The sequence below is a fragment of the Nocardia aurea genome (assembly GCF_003123685.1).
In the GTDB taxonomy this organism is placed as follows: Bacteria; Actinomycetota; Actinomycetes; order Mycobacteriales; family Mycobacteriaceae; genus Nocardia; species Nocardia aurea.
Window position 1 is genome coordinate 66,659 of the sequence record NZ_QCYJ01000170.1, and the last position, 19,358, is coordinate 86,016.

Annotated in this window: 20 protein-coding genes and 1 pseudogene; 5 read left to right on the forward strand and 16 right to left on the reverse strand. The window is 68.4% G+C overall.

The features are described 5' to 3' along the window. Positions 1-49: 49 nt before the first annotated feature. The 3 genes from DAT37_RS40015 to DAT37_RS40025 are packed head-to-tail and all read right to left on the reverse strand — an operon-like array spanning position 50 to position 1,523. Positions 50-547: a hypothetical protein gene (locus tag DAT37_RS40015; protein ID WP_109530159.1), complete on the reverse strand. Its 498-nt coding sequence runs from the start codon at positions 545-547 to the stop codon at positions 50-52. 46 nt (positions 548-593) lie between these two features. Beyond that, positions 594-1,019: an NUDIX hydrolase gene (locus DAT37_RS40020; protein WP_109530160.1), complete on the reverse strand. Its 426-nt coding sequence runs from the start codon at positions 1,017-1,019 to the stop codon at positions 594-596. A gap of 9 nt (positions 1,020-1,028) precedes the next feature. Next, positions 1,029-1,523: a winged helix-turn-helix transcriptional regulator gene (locus DAT37_RS40025; RefSeq protein WP_109530161.1), complete on the reverse strand. Its 495-nt coding sequence runs from the start codon at positions 1,521-1,523 to the stop codon at positions 1,029-1,031. Between the two features lie 54 nt (positions 1,524-1,577). Here DAT37_RS40025 and DAT37_RS40030 point away from each other — a divergent pair, with 54 nt between their 5' ends. Beyond that, entirely contained in the window at positions 1,578-2,381 is an 804-nt protein-coding gene (locus DAT37_RS40030) for an acyl-CoA thioesterase (RefSeq protein ID WP_109530162.1), read from the forward strand. A gap of 14 nt (positions 2,382-2,395) precedes the next feature. Then, positions 2,396-3,808 carry an MFS transporter gene (locus tag DAT37_RS40035; RefSeq protein ID WP_408637489.1) on the forward strand — a complete coding sequence of 471 codons (1,413 nt, stop codon included), beginning with the start codon at positions 2,396-2,398 and terminating at the stop codon, positions 3,806-3,808. 65 nt (positions 3,809-3,873) lie between these two features. Here the strand turns inward: DAT37_RS40035 and DAT37_RS40040 are convergent, their stop codons facing one another. From DAT37_RS40040 to DAT37_RS40055, 4 genes are all read right to left on the reverse strand, one after another. Further along, a complete protein-coding gene (locus tag DAT37_RS40040) occupies positions 3,874-5,226 on the reverse strand; it encodes an MATE family efflux transporter (protein ID WP_157978943.1) in 1,353 nt (450 codons plus the stop codon). Between the two features lie 125 nt (positions 5,227-5,351). Next, complete coding sequence (locus tag DAT37_RS40045) at positions 5,352-6,461, reverse strand: winged helix DNA-binding domain-containing protein (RefSeq protein WP_109530165.1); 1,110 nt, start codon at positions 6,459-6,461, stop codon at positions 5,352-5,354. Positions 6,462-6,488: 27 nt separating this feature from the next. Next, a complete protein-coding gene (locus DAT37_RS40050) occupies positions 6,489-7,439 on the reverse strand; it encodes a M56 family metallopeptidase (protein WP_109530166.1) in 951 nt (316 codons plus the stop codon). Next, a complete protein-coding gene (locus DAT37_RS40055; protein WP_109530167.1) occupies positions 7,436-7,816 on the reverse strand; it encodes a BlaI/MecI/CopY family transcriptional regulator in 381 nt (126 codons plus the stop codon). The genes DAT37_RS40050 and DAT37_RS40055 overlap by 4 nt, the downstream gene beginning before the upstream one ends. Positions 7,817-7,944: 128 nt before the next feature. Here DAT37_RS40055 and dinB point away from each other — a divergent pair, with 128 nt between their 5' ends. Continuing rightward, a complete protein-coding gene (gene dinB, locus DAT37_RS40060) occupies positions 7,945-9,234 on the forward strand; it encodes a DNA polymerase IV (protein WP_109530168.1) in 1,290 nt (429 codons plus the stop codon). Between the two features lie 8 nt (positions 9,235-9,242). On the opposite strand, the gene DAT37_RS40065 is transcribed toward dinB, so the two are convergent. The 6 genes from DAT37_RS40065 to DAT37_RS40090 all read right to left on the reverse strand — a co-directional run bounded on the left by DAT37_RS40065 (position 9,243) and on the right by DAT37_RS40090 (position 15,388). Continuing rightward, positions 9,243-10,409, reverse strand: coding sequence for a thiolase family protein (locus tag DAT37_RS40065; protein ID WP_109530169.1), 1,167 nt, complete (start codon positions 10,407-10,409; stop codon positions 9,243-9,245). A gap of 76 nt (positions 10,410-10,485) precedes the next feature. Beyond that, positions 10,486-11,364, reverse strand: coding sequence for a phosphoribulokinase (locus DAT37_RS40070; RefSeq protein ID WP_109530170.1), 879 nt, complete (start codon positions 11,362-11,364; stop codon positions 10,486-10,488). Positions 11,365-11,404: 40 nt separating this feature from the next. Further along, positions 11,405-12,484: a class 1 fructose-bisphosphatase gene (locus DAT37_RS40075; RefSeq protein ID WP_109530171.1), complete on the reverse strand. Its 1,080-nt coding sequence runs from the start codon at positions 12,482-12,484 to the stop codon at positions 11,405-11,407. Positions 12,485-12,499: 15 nt separating this feature from the next. After that, positions 12,500-13,522: an AAA family ATPase gene (locus tag DAT37_RS40080; RefSeq protein ID WP_109530172.1), complete on the reverse strand. Its 1,023-nt coding sequence runs from the start codon at positions 13,520-13,522 to the stop codon at positions 12,500-12,502. Beyond that, positions 13,512-13,934, reverse strand: coding sequence for a ribulose bisphosphate carboxylase small subunit (locus DAT37_RS40085; protein WP_109530173.1), 423 nt, complete (start codon positions 13,932-13,934; stop codon positions 13,512-13,514). The genes DAT37_RS40080 and DAT37_RS40085 overlap by 11 nt, the downstream gene beginning before the upstream one ends. Positions 13,935-13,945: 11 nt before the next feature. After that, entirely contained in the window at positions 13,946-15,388 is a 1,443-nt protein-coding gene (locus DAT37_RS40090; protein WP_109530174.1) for a form I ribulose bisphosphate carboxylase large subunit, read from the reverse strand. Positions 15,389-15,528: 140 nt separating this feature from the next. Between DAT37_RS40090 and DAT37_RS40095 the strand changes: the two genes are divergently transcribed. Continuing rightward, the gene (locus DAT37_RS40095) at positions 15,529-16,398 is read left to right on the forward strand and encodes a LysR family transcriptional regulator (RefSeq protein ID WP_232840288.1); all 870 of its coding nucleotides are present in this window, start codon (positions 15,529-15,531) and stop codon (positions 16,396-16,398) included. 48 nt (positions 16,399-16,446) lie between these two features. Here DAT37_RS40095 and DAT37_RS44615 read toward each other — a convergent pair. Beyond that, positions 16,447-17,224, reverse strand: a pseudogene (locus DAT37_RS44615) (MmyB family transcriptional regulator). On the opposite strand from DAT37_RS44615, the gene DAT37_RS44620 reads away from it, so the two are divergent. Next, positions 17,223-17,606, forward strand: a complete 384-nt coding sequence (locus tag DAT37_RS44620; RefSeq protein ID WP_157978946.1) for an SDR family oxidoreductase — start codon at positions 17,223-17,225, stop codon at positions 17,604-17,606. The pseudogene DAT37_RS44615 and the gene DAT37_RS44620 overlap by 2 nt on opposite strands. A gap of 9 nt (positions 17,607-17,615) precedes the next feature. Here the strand turns inward: DAT37_RS44620 and DAT37_RS40115 are convergent, their stop codons facing one another. Together DAT37_RS40115 and DAT37_RS40120 are read right to left on the reverse strand one after the other, a co-directional pair. Continuing rightward, positions 17,616-18,857: an FHA domain-containing protein gene (locus tag DAT37_RS40115; RefSeq protein ID WP_157978947.1), complete on the reverse strand. Its 1,242-nt coding sequence runs from the start codon at positions 18,855-18,857 to the stop codon at positions 17,616-17,618. A gap of 54 nt (positions 18,858-18,911) precedes the next feature. After that, the gene (locus DAT37_RS40120; protein WP_109530180.1) at positions 18,912-19,355 is read right to left on the reverse strand and encodes a hypothetical protein; all 444 of its coding nucleotides are present in this window, start codon (positions 19,353-19,355) and stop codon (positions 18,912-18,914) included. Between the last annotated feature and the right edge of the window lie 3 nt (positions 19,356-19,358).

Sequence of the window (19,358 nt, forward strand, 5' to 3'; positions counted from 1 at the left end):
CACGAGCTCGCCGATATCGGTGAGCTCGTGCGTTTCGTCGTGTTCCGGGTCAGATCTGGTGCAGCCACGAAACGAACAGCAACACACCGCCCGCCGCGAGCGCCAGTGACACCGGCACCGGCCACCACGGTCCGGTCCGGCCGAGCAAGCGGTTGGCGAGTCCGACCTGGACGGCGCCGAGTCCCGCCAGCAGCACGCCCCACAGCGGCAGCAGGCCGATGCCGAGCGCGGCGTGCACCGCCCAGGCTCCGCCCAGTGTCGGTCCGCCCCAGGAATTCTCGTGATCGTGTGCGGCGACGAGCGGATAGGCCACGCCCCGCACCAGGGCGACGGTCGCCAGTAGCGCGGCCAACCACGCGACGAGCCCCGCGGCCGCGCCGAGAGTGCTGTGCAGACGAACCCGTGTCCAGTTGAGTCCGCGCGGGGTGATCCGCGCCCCGAGCAGACGCCGCGGCACCCGCAATCGCACCGGAACCCGGGCCAGTGAGATCGGTAGCGCCGCCAGACCGTACGCGGCCCAGCGCGACAGGTAGCGAACCGACTTCATGGAACGACCGTAGCGTGCTTGCCCCGATGTCGTGAGCCGCGCCGGTCTAGGACAGGCTGCCCGCCGCGGACAGATCGTCGAAGAGCAATCGGTCGACCGGGGGCACCAGCGCGCGATCGGCGTAGGTGAACCACGCGACCTCTTCGATCTCGCTGCTCGCGGCCAGGGTTCCGGAGTACTCGGCGGTGTAGCAACTCATCCGTACCACGACGTTGTCGCCGGGGTCGGTGGAGTCGTGTGTCGCCGCCTCGTAGGTGCCGACGTGGATGACGGTCTCCGGGCGCAGCGTGACGGTGAGTTCCTCATCGATCTCGCGCAGCAGTGTCTGTAGATCGGTTTCCGCGCCTTCGCGTTTGCCGCCGGGAATGTAGAAGATGTCCTTGCCGCGCGGACGCGCGCACAGGATTCGGCCGTCCTCGATACGCACCCAGGCCACGGTATCGATCAGCCGTGACACGTGTTGCTCCGCCATCGGCGCAGCCTATCGCGACGGTTTCGCCGGCGCGGCGGCGGGAATCAGCTGGTCGCCCTTGGCTCCGGGACCGTGGACCGCCCGCAGTTCGCGCCCGTGCACCCGCTCACCGCATTCCGAACACATCGGTTCGATCCGCGCGGTGTGACCGCAGGTCACGTGCAGCGTTTCCACCGGGGGGCCGTCCGGGGCCGCCCACTCGTCGCCCCATTGACGCATGGCGGTGACGACCAGCCACAGCGAGCGTCCCTTCGGTGTGAGCCGATAGTCGTAGCGGACCGGATTCGACTGGTAGGGCTTCTTGATCATGATGCCCTCGGCGACAAGATGTTCCAGACGCTGGGTGAGGACATTGCGCGCGATGCCGAGCCGGGCGCGGAAGTCGTCGAAGCGGGTGACCCCGAAGAGCGCGTCGCGCACGATCAGCAGCGTCCACCACTCGCCCACCACCTCCAGGCATTGGGCAAGGGAGCAGTTCATGTCCTCGAAGCTCGTCCTTCGCATAGACCCGAGAGTAGTCGGTTGCTTGAAGGAACTCACTACCCTACAGTTCGTCGCATGATGCAACTCACTACGTCGCCCGCGGCGGTGTTCGAACTCGCCGAGGCGGGCGATCAGCGCTGGCGGGCCCACGTGGACGAGACCTGGCGCGGATGGACCGGACCGCACGGTGGCGTGATCGCCGCGCTGACGATCGAGGTCGCGCGCCGAGCCTGCGGCCTCGACCTCCCCGTGCGCACCCTCGATCTGCGCTTTCTCGGCCGCCCCGACGACGGCGCACTGACCTTCCGCGCGGTCTCCCGACCGCTGGGTCGCAGTACCCACATCGTCGAGGTGCTCGCCGAGCAGCGGGGTGCGTCGGTGGCGTCGGCCTCGATCACCTTCGGCAGGACCGGCACGACCCGGGTTCCCGACCGTCCCGGCCGCGCGGCGCCGCGGGTACCGCAAGCCGAAGCGTGCCAGCGGTTCCGGATACCGGCGGAGATCGTCGCGGTCGGCGCGCATTTCGATATCAGGCCCGCCGCCGGGCCGCTGCCGCTGACCGGCGCGGACGACGCGTGGATGACGGCCTGGATCGCGCTGACGCCCGCGATGACGACTGACGCCGCCGCACTGGCGATCCTCGCCGACGCGCTGCCGCCCGCGATCTTCCCCACACTGACCGCGCCGCTCGCCGTGCCGACCGTCGCGCTGTCGCTGTACCTGCACACCGATTTCGCCGAGCCCGCCACACCGACGGTCCTGGTGCACGCCGCCAATTCCGGCACCGGCGGCGGATGGTCGGTGGACGACACCGATATCTGGGATGAACGCGGTCGCCTGCTCGCCAGCGCCCGTCAGAGCCGTCGAGTGCTGGGGTGAGCCGGGATATGACGGTGCGGACTTCCGTCGCGTCGCGCCCGGCGACCGACCACCGGGTGGTCCTTGCCATTGTCTCGATCGGCGTACTGCTGTCGAGCCTGGATCTGTTCATCGTCAACGTCGCGCTGCCCGACATGGCCCGCGATCTCGGCGCGGCCGACCTGTCCGGCCTCTCGTGGGTGCTCAACGCCTACGCCATCGTCTTCGCCGCGCTGCTGGTTCCGGCCGGTCGACTCGGCGACAGGGGAAGCAACCGCACCGTATTCCTGCTCGGCCTCGGCCTTTTCGTCCTCGGCTCGGGTCTGTGCGCGCTGGCGTGGAATGTGCCGTCGCTGGTCGGGTTCCGGGTGGCACAGGCGGTCGGCGCGGCCATGCTCACCCCGTCCTCGCTCGGTCTGGTGCTCGCGACGACACCCGCCGCGTCGCGGGCGACCGCGGTCAGGCTGTGGGTCGCCTTCGGCGGCCTCGGCGCCGCGCTCGGCCCGGTGATCGGCGGACTGCTCGTCGAGATCGATTGGCGCTGGGTATTTCTGGTGAACGTGCCGATCGGGCTGGCCGCGATCGTGCTCGGTCTGCGTAAACTGCCCGATTCGCGCGGTGACGGCGGGCCGCTGCCGGATATGGTCGGCGCGCTGCTGCTGATCGGCGCGATCGCGACGATGATCCTGGCGCTGGTCAAAGGCCACGACTGGGGCTGGACGTCGCCGGGAGTGTTGCTCGCGTTCGCGGCGGCGGTGGTCTTCGGTGTCGGATTCGTCGTCTCCTCGGCGCGCCACCACAGCCCGATACTCGATCCGGCGTTGCTACGTGCGCCGAATTTCACGCTGATGGCGACCAACGGGGTGTTCTTCCAGGTGGCGTTCGCGGGCATGCTGCTGTCGATCGTGCTGTGGGCCCAGAACGTCTGGGAGTGGTCGGCGCTGCGCACCGGTCTCGCCATCGCGCCCGGACCACTGGTCGTGCCGATCGTCGCGATCCTGGCCGGACGGCTCATCGCCAGGGTCGGCGCGGGACCGGTCGTCGCGGCGGGCGGAGCGGCTTTCGCGGCCGGACTGCTGTGGTGGGCGTCCGCGATCACGCTCGAACCGGATTACGCGGGCGGAATACTCGGCGGCATGCTCGTCACCGGTCTCGGTGTCGGGCTCACCCTGCCCACCGCGTTCGCCGCGGGCACGGCGGGTCTGCCTCCGCAGCGTTTCGCCACCGGCTCGGCGGTGCTGAGCGCGGCACGCCAGATCGGCCTTGCCGTCGGTGTCGCGGTGGTCGTCGCCACGCTCGGCTCCCCCGTCGGCCCGCACGAAACCCTCGAGGCCTTCCAGCGCACCTGGTATGTGACGGCGGCGATCGCGGTACTGGCGGGATTGATCGGACTCGGTACCCGTAAGCCGCGTGTGATCGCCGCCCAGCCGGACCCGGAGGTCGCCTGAATCGCCCCCCGTCGGGAGACCACCGCGATCGGGTTCGGTCGGCGTGGGCTCCCGGCGCGCGGTCGTCATGCCGGACAGTCGACTTCGCCCGCTGTGGTCTGCCGGTAGCGCAGATAGGTGGCGGCGGTGCGCGCGACCCAGCCCGCGATCAGCCCGTAGTAGACGCCGACGAGTCCGAGATGGCAGACCTCGGTGAGTATCCACACCACCGGCAGGGTGACGCACAGGGTCGAGAACAACGACGCGTACATGACGCCTCTGGTGTCGGCCGCGGCACGCAATTGCGCGGCATACACCGTCCCGATCGCCATGATCGGCGCCAGCACCGGCAGTGACCACACCACGGCCGCCGCCGCCGCGATCATGGCGGAATCGGTGGTGAAGATGCCGAAGAACGGTTTCGCGGCCACCGCGAGCAGCACCGCCGTCGTGCCGGCGCAGCTCAGCATCAGCGCCGTTCCGGCGCGCACGAACGCCAGGCGGCCGCCCCGGTCATCGGCGCCGATCCGCTGGCCGATGAGTATCGCCATCGCCGCGGCCGTCCCGTAGACGAACATCCACACCAGTGAGATCGAGATGCTCATCATCCGATGCGCCGCCAGGCTCACCGTGCCCAGACTCGCCGCCACCGCCGTCACCGCGACCTCCGAGCCGTAGCTGACCACGCCGAAGACGACGTCCGGCACCGCGACCGCGACCCAGGAACGCAGCATCGCCCGATCCGTGCCGCCTCGACTCCGTCTGCCACGCCCGAAGACCGAACGAGCACGGGTGTACAGCACGGCGGCGCCGACCGCGATCGCGATACTCGATCCGATTCCCGACCCGACGGCCCCGAGGTCGGCTCCGAAGATCAGCACCGAGGACACCGACAGGTTCAGCACGGCCACCAACAACGCGACCCGCGCCGCGGCACCGGTATCCCCCACACCCGCGAGCAGACCGCGGAGGTGGCCCGTCGCCGCCGTGAACGGCAACGCGCACAACAGAACCCACATCATGGCCGTCGCCTCGCCGCGATCGAGACCGACCGGCGCCGTCCACGCGAGGATCACCGGTGTGACCATCGCACCGAGTACCGCGAAACCCGCGCCGATGACCACCGCGCGCACCAGCCCGGCCCTGGCCAGTACCCGGATGGATACCTCGTCGCGCGCGCCGTGCCAGCGGGCGACGAACACCTGGGTGGCCGAGCCCCACGGCATGACGAGCGCGGTGGAGAAGATCCACAGCGGAATCACCAGCGCGGCGACACCGAGCGCTTCGCTCGAGTGATGCCCGAGCAGAGCCGTGTCGGTCGCACCCACCACGACGGTCGTGGCCGAGGTGAGGACGATCGGCACGGCGATCGCGGCGACCTGCCGCATCCGCCCACCGAAACCGAGATCGGGCACCAGCGGTGGGCGTGTATCGGTCAACGACCGGATTCCGGCGTGTACTCCGTCATGACGAGACTCTAATGCGTTCCTCCGCAACGACTCCCGCTGCCCCGCGCGAACGGCGCGGCCTGTTCGCTATCGGGTTCGCAGCGGCGCCGAACAGGTCAGCCGGTTCGTACCGTGAGGTTCTCGAGACCGAGGGCTGTCGCGAGCCGGACGACCGCGGTGTCGAGGTGTTTCGCGGGAATCTTCGCGCCGTCGAACGGTGACACGGTCAACCGGGTGTCCTCGATCTCCCAGGTACCGGCGATGTGACCGTCGACCAGGACCAGGGGCGCGATCCATCCGGCGGCGCGGCTGACCTTCGCCCGGTGCGCGGCGGGCAGCAGCGCGGTATCGGACGTGCCGGGGCCCAGGACGTACTGGTCGAACGCGCCCAGCAGATGCACCGAGCGTTTCGCCTTCGTCGCGGCCAACTCCTCGGCGTGTTCGGTCGTGATGTAAGCGCTGCGGCCGTCGATGTCGACTTCGGTGAGCGCGTCGCCGAGGTCGGCGAACCAGCGGCGCACGGTGGTCTTGCGCAGGCTGTTGCGGCTGAGCCAGGCGTCGAAGGATTGCGGTGTCGCCGGGCCGTAGGCGTCGAGGTAGGCGGTGACGGCGACCGGGGCGGCCACGTCGGGATCGAGCAGACCCTGCCATTCGGCGACGAGATGGGAAGGGCTGGTGAACGTCGCCCGATTGCCCCGTGCCGGACCGTGACACAGCGCGCCCTGCCAGGCCAGCGGTTTGAGCAGTGCGCCCCACCCCGACCGCAACTGTTCGCCCATCCGATGGAACGCCTTGTCGGTGAGCAGCGCGTCGACCAGTTCCTCACGGGTGAGCACCGTGTCCGCCAGATGCGTCGACACGGCTTCGGTGAGTGCGATCACCTCGGCGGGGGTCGCGCCGAAATTGCGCTGCCAGACCGGTTTCTCCCAGGTGCGCGCCGAGGCGATGAGTGGGAGCAACGCCGAGGCCGCGGCCGGGGTGAGCGCGTGCAGGGTGCCACGCATCGACCAGGTCTTCACCACGGTGCCCGCCGCCAGTTCACGGGTCAGCGCGCCCGACTCGGGGCTACGACTGCGCAACGCGACGGCGGTTTCCGCGGACGAGGTCACCTGCGCCTGAACTCCGCACAGCCTGCCGACGATCTCCGGCACCGACGATGTCGCAGGTTCGCTCACATACTGACGTCGCAGCCGCCACGCGAAGACCTGATCCCAGCCGACCCGCACCCCGGTCTTCCCTCCACTCGGTTCCGCTCAGTTCATCAGCGCACTACAGAAGAGCACGCCGACGGTGATCTCCGACAATCCGATCACCGTGGTGGCGATCACCCCGAGCAGCGCGGTGCGATTGCGCGCCCGCGCCACCACGCCGACCGGTGCGACGAGACGTTCGGCGCGCGCGAGCACCGCCGTTCCGGCCGCGTGCAATGCTCCGGCCGGGGCGGGCGCGCCCGCGTCGAGCAGGGCGAGCAGTCCGCCGAGCAGCGAGGCGGGACCGTGGGAGTGCGCGGCGCGGTCGTCGGCGCACATCTCCAGCAGACGGCCGATCTCGACCGAGCCTTCGGTGACGACCCGCACCCCGGGCAGCGCGGCGGCGGTGCTGCGCAGTATTCCGGTCAGCGCGGCGTGACGGCCGCGCAGGTGAGCGCGCTCGTGGGCCAGTACCGCGGCCAGTTGTTCGCCGGTCAGCGCGTCGACGGCCGCGGTGGTGACGACGATGGTGTCCGGGCGACCCGCGACGCAGTAGGCCTGCGGTTCCGGCGAATCCAGCACCACCGCGCCCAGGTCCGGCATCCTTCGGCCGACCATGCGCACGGCCCTGCCGTGTCGGTGGGTATGTCTGCGCAGCCGCACCGCCACCGTCGCCACGTGCGCGACGATCGCCGTCACACCGGCGATGACCAGTGCCGACACCGCGAAGGTCACCACTTTCGCCGCGGTGGCGGTATGCGGGTGCGCGGGCGTCGAGAGCACCGCGTAGCACGCCCGCAGGGCTTCGCTCGGGTGGCGCCAGATGGCGGCGAATTCGACGACGAGCACCCCTGCCGCCAGCGCCCACGAGCCCAACGCGCCGCCGATGGCGACCAGCCACGCGGTCACCCCGAGGCGCGGCGCCACGCCGCGCCGGGTGAGTCGGCGCAGGATCGGCGGACCGAACAGCGCGACCGCGGTGCCGTAGAGCAGCAGGCCCAGGGCGAGGTTCACGGCGCCTCGGGGGTCTTGCGCGAGGTCAGTCTGCGCAGCGCGGCCCGTAACCCGGCCGATTCGTCATCGCTGATCCTGTCGACGAAATGGCTGAGCACCAGATCCGAACGTCCGCCCGATCCCAGCGCCTCCAGCATCAGCCTGGCGCTGTGTTCCTCGCGGGTGAGCGTCGGCCAGTACCGGTACGCCTTGCCCGCGCGTTCACGCGCCAGCCAGCCCTTGCGATGCAGGTTGTCCATGGTGGACATGACGGTCGTGTAGGCGATATCGCGTTCATTCGACAGTTCCTCGAAAATCTCGCGGACCGTCGTGGTCTCCGCGTCTCGATCCCAGATGCGGTCCATGATGACCGCTTCCAGATCTCCGAATCCACGCACCGAACCGACTCCCTCACCACTGGTCGCACTTTCTGGCGATTCAGCGTACCGGTCAGGCGGTATTGCTACGTAGCGGAATCGTAGATTTTGTGGTCCGCCTCCCACCTGTCACCGCGCCATGCGAACATATGTTCGTGTCCGATCATCGCCGCGAACCCGCCGCCGAGCCGGGTGGCACGCCGTCCTCGGGGCCGGACTCGGCGCGATCCGGGCGGACCAGGATCGTCGCACGGGCCGAAGCGTCGATTCTGCACGCCGATCTGGACTCCTTCTACGCCTCGGTCGAACAGCGCGACGATCCACGGCTACGCGGGCGTCCCGTAATCGTCGGCGGCGGGGTCGTGCTCGCCGCCAGTTACGAGGCGAAGGCCCGCGGCGTGCGGACGCCGATGAACGGCGCGCGCGCCCTTCGCCTGTGCCCGGACGCCGTCGTCGTGCCGCCGCGTATGTCGGCCTACGCCGAGGCCAGCAAAGCGGTGTTCGAGGTCTTCCGCGACACCACGCCGGTGGTGGAGGGCATCTCCATCGATGAGGCGTTCCTCGATGTCGGCGGACTCCGCCGGATCGCGGGTGAACCCGTCGATATCGCGCACGCCCTGCGCGTCGCCGTGCGCGAACAGGTCGGGCTCCCGATCTCGGTCGGCATCGCGCGCACCAAATTCCTGGCCAAGGTGGCCAGCGCGGTCGCCAAACCCGACGGACTTCGGCTGGTGCCGCCGGAGGGCGAACTGGATTTCCTGCACCCGCTCGCGGTCGAGCGATTGTGGGGTGTCGGTGAGGTCACCGCCGCGAAATTGCGCGACCGCGGTATCACCCGCATAGGTCAGCTCGCCCAGCACGGCGAAGCCGGATTGCGTCCGATTCTCGGTCCCGCCGCCGCGCGGCACCTGTTCGCCCTGTCGATGGCGCGCGATCCGCGCCGCGTCGAAACCGGCAAACGTCGCCGGTCCATCGGCGCCCAGCGCGCCCTCGGACGACGTTCGCGCGAACCCGAGGAGATCGAGGCCTACCTGCACGGGCTCACCGATCGTCTCGGGCGCAGGTTGCGCGATGCCGGACGGGTGTGTCGAACGGTGGTGCTGCGCATGCGCTTCGACGATTTCAGCCGCGTGACCCGTTCACACACCATGCCCGAGGCCTCCGATCACACCGAGACCATCCTGCGCGCGGCCCGCGTCCTGCTCGCCGCCTCGATGCCGATGATCCAGGAGCGCGGCCTCACCCTGGTCGGTCTGGCCCTGACCAACCTGGACGACGCCGATGCCGTGCAGCTCACCCTGCCGCTGGAACCGCGCGCCACCGCCACCCTGGACGCGACCCTGGACGATCTGCGTCGCCGCTTCGGGTCGGCCGCCGTCACCCGCGCCGCGCTGATCACTCGCGGCGAGGGTCTGTCGGTGCCGCTGCTGCCGGACTGAACCGGCGGTCAGAGCCGTTCGATGATCGTGGCGTTGGCCAATCCGCCCGCCTCGCACATGGTCTGCAAGCCGTAGCGGCCGCCGGTCTGCTCCAGGTGGTTGAGCATCGTGGCGAGGATGCGGGTGCCGGACGCGCCGAGGGGATGGCCGAGGGCGATCGCGCCGCCGCGCGGGTTGACCTTGGCCGGATCGGCCTCGAGATCGTGCTGCCACACCAGCGGGACCGGAGCGAAAGCCTCGTTCACTTCGTAGGCGTCGATATCCTCGATCGACAGTCCGCCCTTGGCCAGGGCCTTGCGGGTGGCCGGGATGACGGCGGTGAGCATCAGCAGCGGATCGTCGCCGGTGACGGCGAAGGAGTGGAAGCGCGCGCGGGGACGCAGGCCGAGTTCATTCGCCTTCTCCTCGCTCATGATCAGCACCGCCGAGGCGCCATCGGTGAGCGGGGAGGAGTTACCCGGGGTGATCGACCATTCGATCTCGGGGAACCGCGCCTGCAACGCGTCGTCGGCGAAGGCCGGACGAAGACCGGCGAGCCCCTCCCCGGTCGTGGACGGGCGAATCGTCTCGTCGGCTGTCAGGGTTCCTGCGGCCACGAGTTCGTTGTCGAATCCGCCCGCCACCGCGGTTTCCGCGGCGAGGCGATGCGAACGGGCGGCGAACGCGTCGAGCGTGCCCCGGTCCAGTTTCCAACGCGCCGCGATGATCTCGGCCGCGACGCCCTGGCCGATCAGGCCGTCCGGGAAGCGGTGCGCCAGCGGCGCGCGGTTGGGGTCCTTGTCCTGTGCGTTGGAGAACATCGGCGCGCGGCTCATCGATTCGACACCGCAGGCGATGGCGATGTCGTAGGCGCCCGCGAGCACACCCTGGGCCGCGAAATGCGCGGCCTGCTGGCTCGAACCGCACTGCCGGTCCACGGTGGTCGCCGGAACCGAATCCGGGAATCCGGCCGCGAGCACCGCGGTTCGCGAGATATTGAGCGCCTGCTCACCACTCTGGGTGACGCAACCGCCGATCACATCGTCGACCAGCGCCGGATCGAGGTCGTTGCGTTCGATCAGCGCGCCGAGCACCGAGGACAGCAGCGTGGCGGGATGCACCTCCGAGAGCCCACCACCGGCTTTGCCTTTACCCGATGGCGTGCGAACGGCGTCGACGATGACCGCGGAAATCATGGGAGCTCCTTCTTCATGCCGATGATCACCATGCGAATGGTGATTAACTTAGGCCAACTGTACGCCCGAGCTCGGCTCAGCGGGAACGCTGGGGCCGCTTGTCCATCAGGCGCAGGATCAGCGGTGTGAAGATGAGTTGCATCGCCAGATCCATCTTCCCGCCGGGTACCACGATGCAGTTCGGCCGCGACATGAACGAGTCGTGCAACATCGACAGCAGATAGGGGAAATCGATCACCTTCGGGTCGGCGAACCGGATGACCACGAAACTCTCGTCGGCGGTCGGAATCGATCGGGCGATGAAGGGATTGGAGGTGTCGACGGTCGGCACCCGCTGGAAATTGACGTAGGTGTGGGAGAACTGCGGACAGATGTACTTCACGTAGTCGGGCATCCGCCGCAGGATGGTGTCGATGACCGCTTCGCTGGAGTAGCCGCGTTCGGTCTTGTCCCTGATCACCTTCTGGGTCCACTCGAGATTCACGATCGGCACCACACCGACCAGCAGATCCGCGTGCCGCGCCACGTCGACGGTCTCGGTGACGGCGGCTCCGTGCAACCCTTCGTAGAACAGCAGATCGCTGCCCGGCGCCAGATCCTCCCAGGGCGTGAACGTGCCCGCGGGCAGCCCATAGGGTTTCGCCTCCGATTCGTCGTGCAGATACTTCCGCACCGAACCCACACCGGTCTCGCCGTAGTCCCGGAACAGGTTCTCCAATTCCTTCAGCAGATTCGCCTCCTCACCGAAATGCGAGAACGTCCTGTTGTCACGCTGTTCGGCCTCGGCCATCGCCACTTTCATCTCGTTGCGGTCGTAGCGGTGGAACGAATCGCCCTCCACGATGGCCGCGTTGATCTCCTCCCTGCGAAAGATCTCCTGGAACGTCCGGGTGACGCTGGTCGTCCCCGCACCGGATGAACCGGTGATCGCGACGACGGGATGTTTGACCGACATGGGCACCTCCTCGATTGCCGGACAAGGGAATTGGCCGACGTCACCGCCCCGCCGGCCGGAACAGCGAGCGGCTGCCGAACAGTGACCGGTCGAAACTCGGTCCTTCGTCGGGTTCGCGGTGATACCGCTCGATCCGTTCGACCTCGTTGCGGGAACCGAAGATCAGCGGCACCCGCTGATGTACCGAATCCGGGACCACCTCCAGCACCCGTTCGGTGCCGGTGGTCGCCGCGCCGCCCGCCTGCTCGACGATGAACGCGACGGGGTTCGCGCCGTAGAGCAGCGCGACCCGACCCCCGCCCGCCTGCGGCCGATTGTCGGACGGGTACAGATACACCCCGCCGCGGGTGAGGATGTGGAAGGTGTCGGCGACCAGCGACGCCACCCAGCGCATATTGAAATACCGCCCGCGCGGCCCCTGCGCGCCGTCGAGGCATTCGTGCACGTAGCGCCGCACCGGACGTTCCCAGAACCGGTCGTTGGCGGCGTTGATCGCGAAACCGGAGGTGTCGTCGGGGATCCGCATACGCGGGTGGGTCAGGACGAACGCGCCGATCTCGCGATCGAGGGTGAACCCGTCGACGCCGCTCCCGGTGGTGAGCACCAGCATCGTCGCCGGTCCGTAGAGGGTGAATCCGGCACAGACCTGTTCGGCGCCCGGACGCAGGAAATCCGCGTCCGACGGTTCGCCACCGTCGGGAGCGGGCGCGCGCAACACGCTGAAGATGGTGCCGACGGGAAGATTCACGTCGATATTGCTCGATCCGTCCAGCGGATCGAACGCGAGCAGATACTTTCCGCGCCGATGGGTGCCCGGCACCGGATGCACCCCGGCCATCTGCTCGGACAGCAACGCCGAGAGATGGCCGGTCCATTGGGTTTGCGACACCATGATGTCGTTGGCGACGGCATCGAGTTCACGGTGCGGCGTCGGCGGCGGGGTTCCCGGTCCCGCCGCGCCGAGCGATCCGACGATCGCACCGCGGGTGACCTGATTCGCGATGATCTTGGTCGCGGTCGCGAGCACGTTCACCAGGGCGGAGAACTCACCGGAGGAACCGGGATGGCGATGTTCCTCCTCGATCGTGTAGCGGGTGAGGGTTTTGAGTCCTTCTGGCATGATCCCTGGCTCTCCTCACGCGGGCGCGACCCTCGTGGCGTGGCTGTCCGGTGTGTCGGTGTCGTCGGCGGCTGCGTCGTCGACAAAAACGCTGCTGGCCAGCACATCCCGGTCGGTCAGCGTCATCAGATCACCGCGCGAGAGCGGCCTGCGCAGCTCGAGCAGCCGTTTGGCCTGCCGCAACCGGCACCGGTCGATCGCGTTGCGCACGCTGCGCGCGTTGGAGAAACGCGGTCGGGTCATCCGACGTGACAGATAGTCCGAGAACGCCGCGTATGCGGCGTCGTCGAAGCGGAAATTCTCGCCGACCACCATGAGTTCGGCGATGGCAAGCAATTCCGCGTGGGTGTAGTCGGCGAATTCGAGATGGTGCGCGACCCGGGAGGACAGGCCGGGATTGGCGGAGAAGAACCGTTCCATCCGATCCGGATAGCCGGCGAAGATCACCACCAGGCCCGCGCGTTCGTTCTCCATCTCCTGCAACAGGATCTCGATCACCTCCTGGCCGTAGTCGCGTTCGTTGTCGGGCCGGAACAGGTAGTAGGCCTCGTCGATGAACAGCACACCTCCGGCGGCCCGCGCGATCGCCTCCTTGGTCTTGGGCGCGGTGTGTCCGATGAACTGGCCGACCAGATCGTCCCTGGTCACGCTGTGCACCGCCGGTTTTCGGATATGGCCGAGCGCGTGCAACATCTGCGCCATACGCAACGCGACGGTCGTCTTGCCGGTGCCGGGACCGCCGGTGAAACTCATGTGCATGGTCGGGCGCGAGGCGGTCAGTCCGAAACGCTGCCTCGCGCGGTCGATCAGCAGCAGCGCCGCGATCTCGCGCACCCGCAGTTTGATATTGGCCAGCCCGATCAGTTCGGCGTCGAGTCTGCTCAGTGTGTCGGCGACGTCGGCGCCCGCGGCGTCGGCCGACAGATCGAGCAGCGCGTCGTCGTCGAGAACCGGTGGCGTCTCCTCGACCTGCGGGCGCACCGGCCGGGCGTCGCCACCCGGCCGGTGCAGGCGGAATCCGTTGCCCTCAGCCGCCATACCGCTGTCCCTGACGAGTGCCGGTGGCATAGGAGTGCAGGCCGTACTGCTGGCGCCGGTCCGCCCCCTCGGTGCGGACGAGCAGGAATCCCGGTTCGTCGGACGGGCGCTGCACCAGGAAACTCAGCGCGGTGGTCTGTCTGCCGTAACGGGCGTCGTAGGCCAGCACCCGCACGTAGTGACGCGGGAACGTGGCGCGGCAGGCGTCGATCTCGGCCAGTACCCCGTCCGGTTCGTCGAGATCGAACAGCGGCAGTCCCCACATCTCCCAGTAGGCGTTGCGCGGATGCGGATCGTCGGTGTACTCGATCGAGACCGGCCAGCTGTTGAGCAGCGCGTATCGCACCTGGGCCGATATCTCGGCGTCGGTGAGATCCGGCAGGTAGGAGAAGGTTCCGTGACGCAGATACATGGGATGGCTCCTCAGAGGCTCGCGGTCGGCACCGCGTCGGGTGCGTCGGTGGAGGTGTAATCGAAGGTGACATCACCCCAGGTCGCGAGCGCGACGTCGAGCGGGCGGCACCACTGCGCCGCCTGCCGCAACACCTCGGGCCCTTCCTTCAACAGATCGCGGCCCTCGTTGCGCGCCTTCACCACCGCTTCCAGCGCCACCCGATTCGCCTCGGCGCCCGCCGCGATACCCAGCGGGTGCCCGATGGTGCCGCCGCCGAATTGCAGGATCACGTCGTCGCCGAACAGGTCGAGCAACTGATGCATCTGACCGGCGTGGATGCCGCCGGAGGCCACCGGCATCACCCCCGGCAGACTCGCCCAGTCCTGGTCGAAGAAGATGCCGTTGCCGAGGTCGGTGGGAATGTGGTTGTCGCGCAGCGTGTCGTAGAAACCGCGCGTGGTCGCCGGATCGCCCTCCAGTTTGCCGACCACCGTGCCCGCGTGCAGATGATCCACCCCGATCAGGCGACACCATTTGGCCAGTACCCGGAAGCTCACGCCGTGGGTCTTCTGACGCGTGAACGTGGAATGGCCTGCCCGGTGCAGATGCAGCAGCACCCCGTTGCGCCTGGCCCAATGCGACATCGATTGCATCGCGGTGTAGCCGACGGTGAGGTCCATCATGATGACGACGCTGCCGAGCTCCTTGGCGAATTCGGCCCGCTCGTACATGTCCTCCATGGTCGCGGCGGTGACATTGAGGTAGTGGCCCTTGATCTCACCGGTCTCGGCCATCGCCCGGTTGACGCCCTCCATCGCGAACAGATACCGGTCGCGCCAGCGCATGAACGGCTGGGAGTTGATGTTCTCGTCGTCCTTGGTGAAATCGAGTCCGCCCTTGCACGCCTCGTAGACGACGCGGCCGTAGTTGCGCGCGGACAGACCCAGTTTCGGTTTGACCGTCGCGCCCAGCAGCGGCCTGCCGTATTTGTTGAGGTACTCCCGCTCCATGACGGTGCCGTGCGGTGGGCCCTGGAAGGTCTTCACGTAGGCGACCGGGATCCGCATGTCCTCCAGCCGCAGCGCGAGCAGCGGTTTGAAGCCGAAGACATTGCCGATCACCGACGAGGTCAGATTGGTGATCGATCCTTCCTCGAACAGGTCCAGATCGTAGGCGATGTAGGCGAAGTACTCCCCCGGCCTGCCCGGCACCTCGTCGACCCGGTAACACTTGGCTTGGTACTGCGAGTGGGCGGTGAGCCGGTCGGTCCACACCACCGTCCATGTCGCCGTGGACGATTCGCCCGCCACCGCCGCCGCGGCCTCGATCGGATCCACCCCGCGCTGCGGGGTCACCCGGAACACGGCGAGTACGTCGGTCGCCGACGGTTCGTAGTCCGGTGCCCAGTACCCCATCGAGGCGTAGGATCGTACGCCCGGATCCCAGCGATCGTGTTCGGATTCTTCGGCCATCGTTCCTCCTGGAATAGAACACCGGGGGCTGTTGTGCGCCTTGGGATTTCCAGGATGACGGCAGGTCCGATCACGGACAATTTGATTGTTCCTGATAAAGCTCAACCATTTCGGAGAGTTTGTTACCGTCGAGTATGGGTATGGTGAGCACGACTCGGATGGAAACATTCCTGGTGGTCGCTCGCCACAGCAGCATCCGTCGCGCCGCCACCCAGCTCCACATCACCGAAGCCGCAGTGTCGGCCGCGGTCGCCCACATCGAGAAACAGCTCGGCGCGAAGCTGATCGCCAAAGCCGGACGTGGCATCACCCTCACCGAAGCCGGACGGATCTACGCCGAGTACTGCCGCAGCATCCTGGGCCTCATGAACGAGGCGCAGGCAGCCGTGCGGCACGCCGAGACCGGGCGTCTACGCATCGGTGTCGTCGCCACCGCGGGCGAATACGTGCTGCTGCGCCCGCTCGCGGCGTTCCGCAACCGCTACCCCGACATCGAACTCAGTCTCTCGGTGAACCCCCGCGACGTGCTGTTCCTCGAACTGCACCACCACGAAACCGATCTCGTCATCGCCGGGCGCCCGCCACGCGACGCCGGACTGGTCACCCGCGCCCGCCGCCCCAGTCGACTCGTCGTCGTCGGCGCGCCCGACCACCGTGCCGACCCGTTGCGCACCACCTGGCTGCTGCGCGGGCGCGGCTCCGGCACCCGCGACGCCACCCTCGGCCTGCTCGACCAACTCCAGATCTCCCCGCCCACGCTCACCCTCGGCTCGCACGGCGCCGTCCTCGCCGCCGCCCGCGAAGGCCTCGGCGTGACCCTCATCCACAGCGACGCCATCGAAGCCGATCTGGAATCCGGTGCGCTCCGGATCATCCCGATCGACGGCACTCCGCTGGACCGCCCCTGGCACGCCATCACCACCCGCACCCCGACCCCGACCACCCGCCTGTTCATCTCCCACATCCTCGACCCGGCCGAAGTGGGGCCCGCCGCCTTCGAACCGGGCTGATCGGCTGTCTCTTCCAGCACCGGGCCGTCCAGTCACCCCACGGGGCATTCACCGACTCGGCCTGTGCAGCGCCGGTCCGTCCGAGCGCCCGTGCGCCGAGGCGGCGAGTGCTCGTAGCCGCGCCAACGCGGCCACGCCCGGGGTGCCGGGAAGCGCGTCGTAGACGGCGATCGTCTGCTGGTCCTCGGGCAGAGTGAGCACCTCGGTACGCAACTCGAACCGGCCGACCAGCGGATGGTCGAAACGTTTACCGACGGGCCGCACACCGCTGACCTCGTGGCGTGACCAGAGCTCCGCGCGACGCGCACGACAGTTCGACCACAAGGCCCGTCGTCGCCGGATCGAGGGGATGCTGCACGGCGATCCGCCGCAGATGCGCGACGGTCTCGGCGGCGACCGTGGCCCAGTCCGGGTACAGCCGGCGCGTGTCGGGACACAAGAACAGCCTGCGGGCCATATTGCGTTCGCGGTCGGCACGTAATCCCAGCAATGTCGCGGCGACCGGCGTCCAGGCCAGGGCTTCCAGCGAGCGCCCCAGGACCAATGCGGGCAGATCGTCGAATCGGCCGAGAATGGCCGCGACCTCCGATCGAACATGGTGTCGTGCCGGGGTACTCGTGTTCCGGCGGTGCCCGCGCGCGAGGCGCTGCAAGTGTTCTGTCTCGACCTCGTCGAGTCCGAGGGCAGCCGCCAGGGTCGACAGAACCTGGTTCGGAGGCCATCGGCACAGCATCTCAGAAATCGTCCGGGACAGGGTGGCCCGATTCGACCCAGGCAGAACCGACGCATTGTCGAGTGTCGGGCACGCTCCGACACTGAGCCACATGACAACTCGTATGACGGCGGTGACGGATCGGGTAGCGGTCGTGACCGGCGCGGCCTCCGGCACCGGCGCCGACTACAGCGTGCCGGGCTTCGCCGTCTACAGCGCGACCAAAGCGGCGATCAGCTACCTTTCGGCCGCGCTGCGCACCGAACTGGCAGCGCGCACGTTACGCGTCACCGACCTCAAACCCGGTGGTGTCCATACCGAACTCGCCTCGCACACCAGCAACCCCCGAATACGGGAACAACTGGCCACAGCTCACGAGCGGATGCGGCTGCTCGATCCCGACGATGTCGCGGACGCGATCGTCTACGCCGTCACCCGGCCCGCACATGTGTGTGTGTCACAGTTGTCCGTGCTTCCCGTCGACCAGGCCCGGTGACCGCCTGCACTACAGCTGGCCGCGTTGGGAATCGAAGGTCAGGGTGCGGCCGCCGAGTTGGATCTGCGCGCCGGGTTGCAGGACGATCGGGTGACCGGGGATCGCGCGCTGCCATTCCTGATATCCGGGCTGCCGGATGTGGGTGCCGTTGGCCGAGGCGCAATCGACCACGGTGACATCCCAGTCGACCAGGCGGATCTCGGCGTGGGTTCGTGACATCCCGCCGGATATGTCATCGAGCCGTACCGGTTTCGCACCACGGCGGGCCGCGTCGGACGGCTCGGGCTCGCGACCGAGTACGCAGTCGCCGTCGAGGATGATCGAGGTGGCGTCGTCGAGCATCAGCAGACCGAGCGGTGGACGGACGCCGTCGGTCAGAACGCAGGTGAGCTGATCCATCCGGATGCCGCACACCGTGCAGAACGAGACCCGCGGATCGTTGTGGTGCCTGCGTGCGCAGCGGTAGCCCGCCACGATCACCTCGCCCGCGGTGGGCGGATTCCTCGGTGCGGTTCGCGCTCGGCGCGGGTCGGACAAGGGTGTTTCGGCTTCGCGGCGCGGGGCGGGCGGTGGATCGGTCTTGCGTAGTCGGTCCCGGACCGGCACGGGCGGGGTCTGTCTGGTCTCCGGCACCCCGGGCGCGAGTGTCATGTCGAATTCGTCGTCGGGCGGTGGCGCGACATCGGGTGTCGCGGGCATGCGGGCCCGGCTCGGTCGCGCGGCGGGTTCGCCGTACCAGAGCACGGCGCCCGATCCCGGAACGGCACCCGCTGCCAATGTGCACACACCGCGTGCGCGGGGCAGGTCGACGGACTGGTCGCCCTCGTCGACGAAGATCCCGGCGCCGATGTCGGGTGCGGGGATCACGACGCGGTCGACGGTGAATCCCGCGTCCCGACCGCGCAGCACCTCCCGGTGCTGATCACCGCTCATCAGTACCGCGGTGACCGCGCCGTGCAGGAAGACCGCGATCCCGGTGTCGGAAGGGGTGACGACCCCGAATTCGACGGCGCTCTCGTCGTCCTGCCCCATCAGCCACGTCGTCGCCAGTCGCGCGAACGTGCGACCGCTGCGCGGCTGCTCCTGGCGCGCGGCGTCGGCGATCAATCCCTGGATCGCGAGCAGTGTCGAGCCGACGGCCGATTCGGGGGTGGGCACGACGTCGTCACGGTTGGCGACCACGATCAGCACACCGTCGCTGCGGGCCACCAGATGTGTTCCGGCCAGCACCTCGACCTGCGGATCCGGCACGGCCACCCTCCCTGTTCAGGCTCCGGCGGCGGAATATCCGTCGCCGTGGCGCACCTACAGAAATCTGCCTCCGTTGTATCGCCACCGATGGAAAACCAACCGTATCGGCCCGTTGACGAGTATCCAAAAGAGTAACCAGGTGATCGCGAACTGGATCACGAACGCCGTCGCCGACGGCCGCAACTGCGGTGGCACGATCACCGTCGTGCCGCGCAGCAGCACCCAGATCAGCAGCCCTTCGTTGACGACGGTGAGCAGCCCGAACATCGTCGGCCAGTCCTTCTCCCAGCGGAATTGCTGAAGGAAGTGGTACAGCAACTCCCACAGCAGGCCGACGAGGATGGTGGCGAGCAAGACCGACAGGGTCACCCGGTAGGCCCGGCCCAGGCTCAGCGAGCCGGTGGGAAGTAGCGGGGTGATCAGCAGGGCGACGAGGAATCCGACCGCGCCGAGTACCAGCAGGCGGGTCTGGAGACGTCCGTTGAGTGTGGGAAGCATCGG

Coding starts and splice junctions, on each gene's coding strand:
- DAT37_RS40015 (WP_109530159.1), bottom strand. CDS start 547: ATGAAGTCGGTTCGCTACCTGTCGCGCTGGGCCGCGTACGGTCTGGCG.
- DAT37_RS40020 (WP_109530160.1), bottom strand. CDS start 1,019: ATGGCGGAGCAACACGTGTCACGGCTGATCGATACCGTGGCCTGGGTG.
- DAT37_RS40025 (WP_109530161.1), bottom strand. CDS start 1,523: ATGCGAAGGACGAGCTTCGAGGACATGAACTGCTCCCTTGCCCAATGC.
- DAT37_RS40030 (WP_109530162.1), top strand. CDS start 1,578: ATGATGCAACTCACTACGTCGCCCGCGGCGGTGTTCGAACTCGCCGAG.
- dinB (WP_109530168.1), top strand. CDS start 7,945: ATGTTCGTGTCCGATCATCGCCGCGAACCCGCCGCCGAGCCGGGTGGC.
- DAT37_RS40065 (WP_109530169.1), bottom strand. CDS start 10,409: ATGATTTCCGCGGTCATCGTCGACGCCGTTCGCACGCCATCGGGTAAA.
- DAT37_RS40070 (WP_109530170.1), bottom strand. CDS start 11,364: ATGTCGGTCAAACATCCCGTCGTCGCGATCACCGGTTCATCCGGTGCG.
- DAT37_RS40075 (WP_109530171.1), bottom strand. CDS start 12,484: ATGCCAGAAGGACTCAAAACCCTCACCCGCTACACGATCGAGGAGGAA.
- DAT37_RS40080 (WP_109530172.1), bottom strand. CDS start 13,522: ATGGCGGCTGAGGGCAACGGATTCCGCCTGCACCGGCCGGGTGGCGAC.
- DAT37_RS40085 (WP_109530173.1), bottom strand. CDS start 13,934: ATGTATCTGCGTCACGGAACCTTCTCCTACCTGCCGGATCTCACCGAC.
- DAT37_RS40090 (WP_109530174.1), bottom strand. CDS start 15,388: ATGGCCGAAGAATCCGAACACGATCGCTGGGATCCGGGCGTACGATCC.
- DAT37_RS40095 (WP_232840288.1), top strand. CDS start 15,529: ATGGTGAGCACGACTCGGATGGAAACATTCCTGGTGGTCGCTCGCCAC.
- DAT37_RS44620 (WP_157978946.1), top strand. CDS start 17,223: ATGACAACTCGTATGACGGCGGTGACGGATCGGGTAGCGGTCGTGACC.
- DAT37_RS40120 (WP_109530180.1), bottom strand. CDS start 19,355: ATGCTTCCCACACTCAACGGACGTCTCCAGACCCGCCTGCTGGTACTC.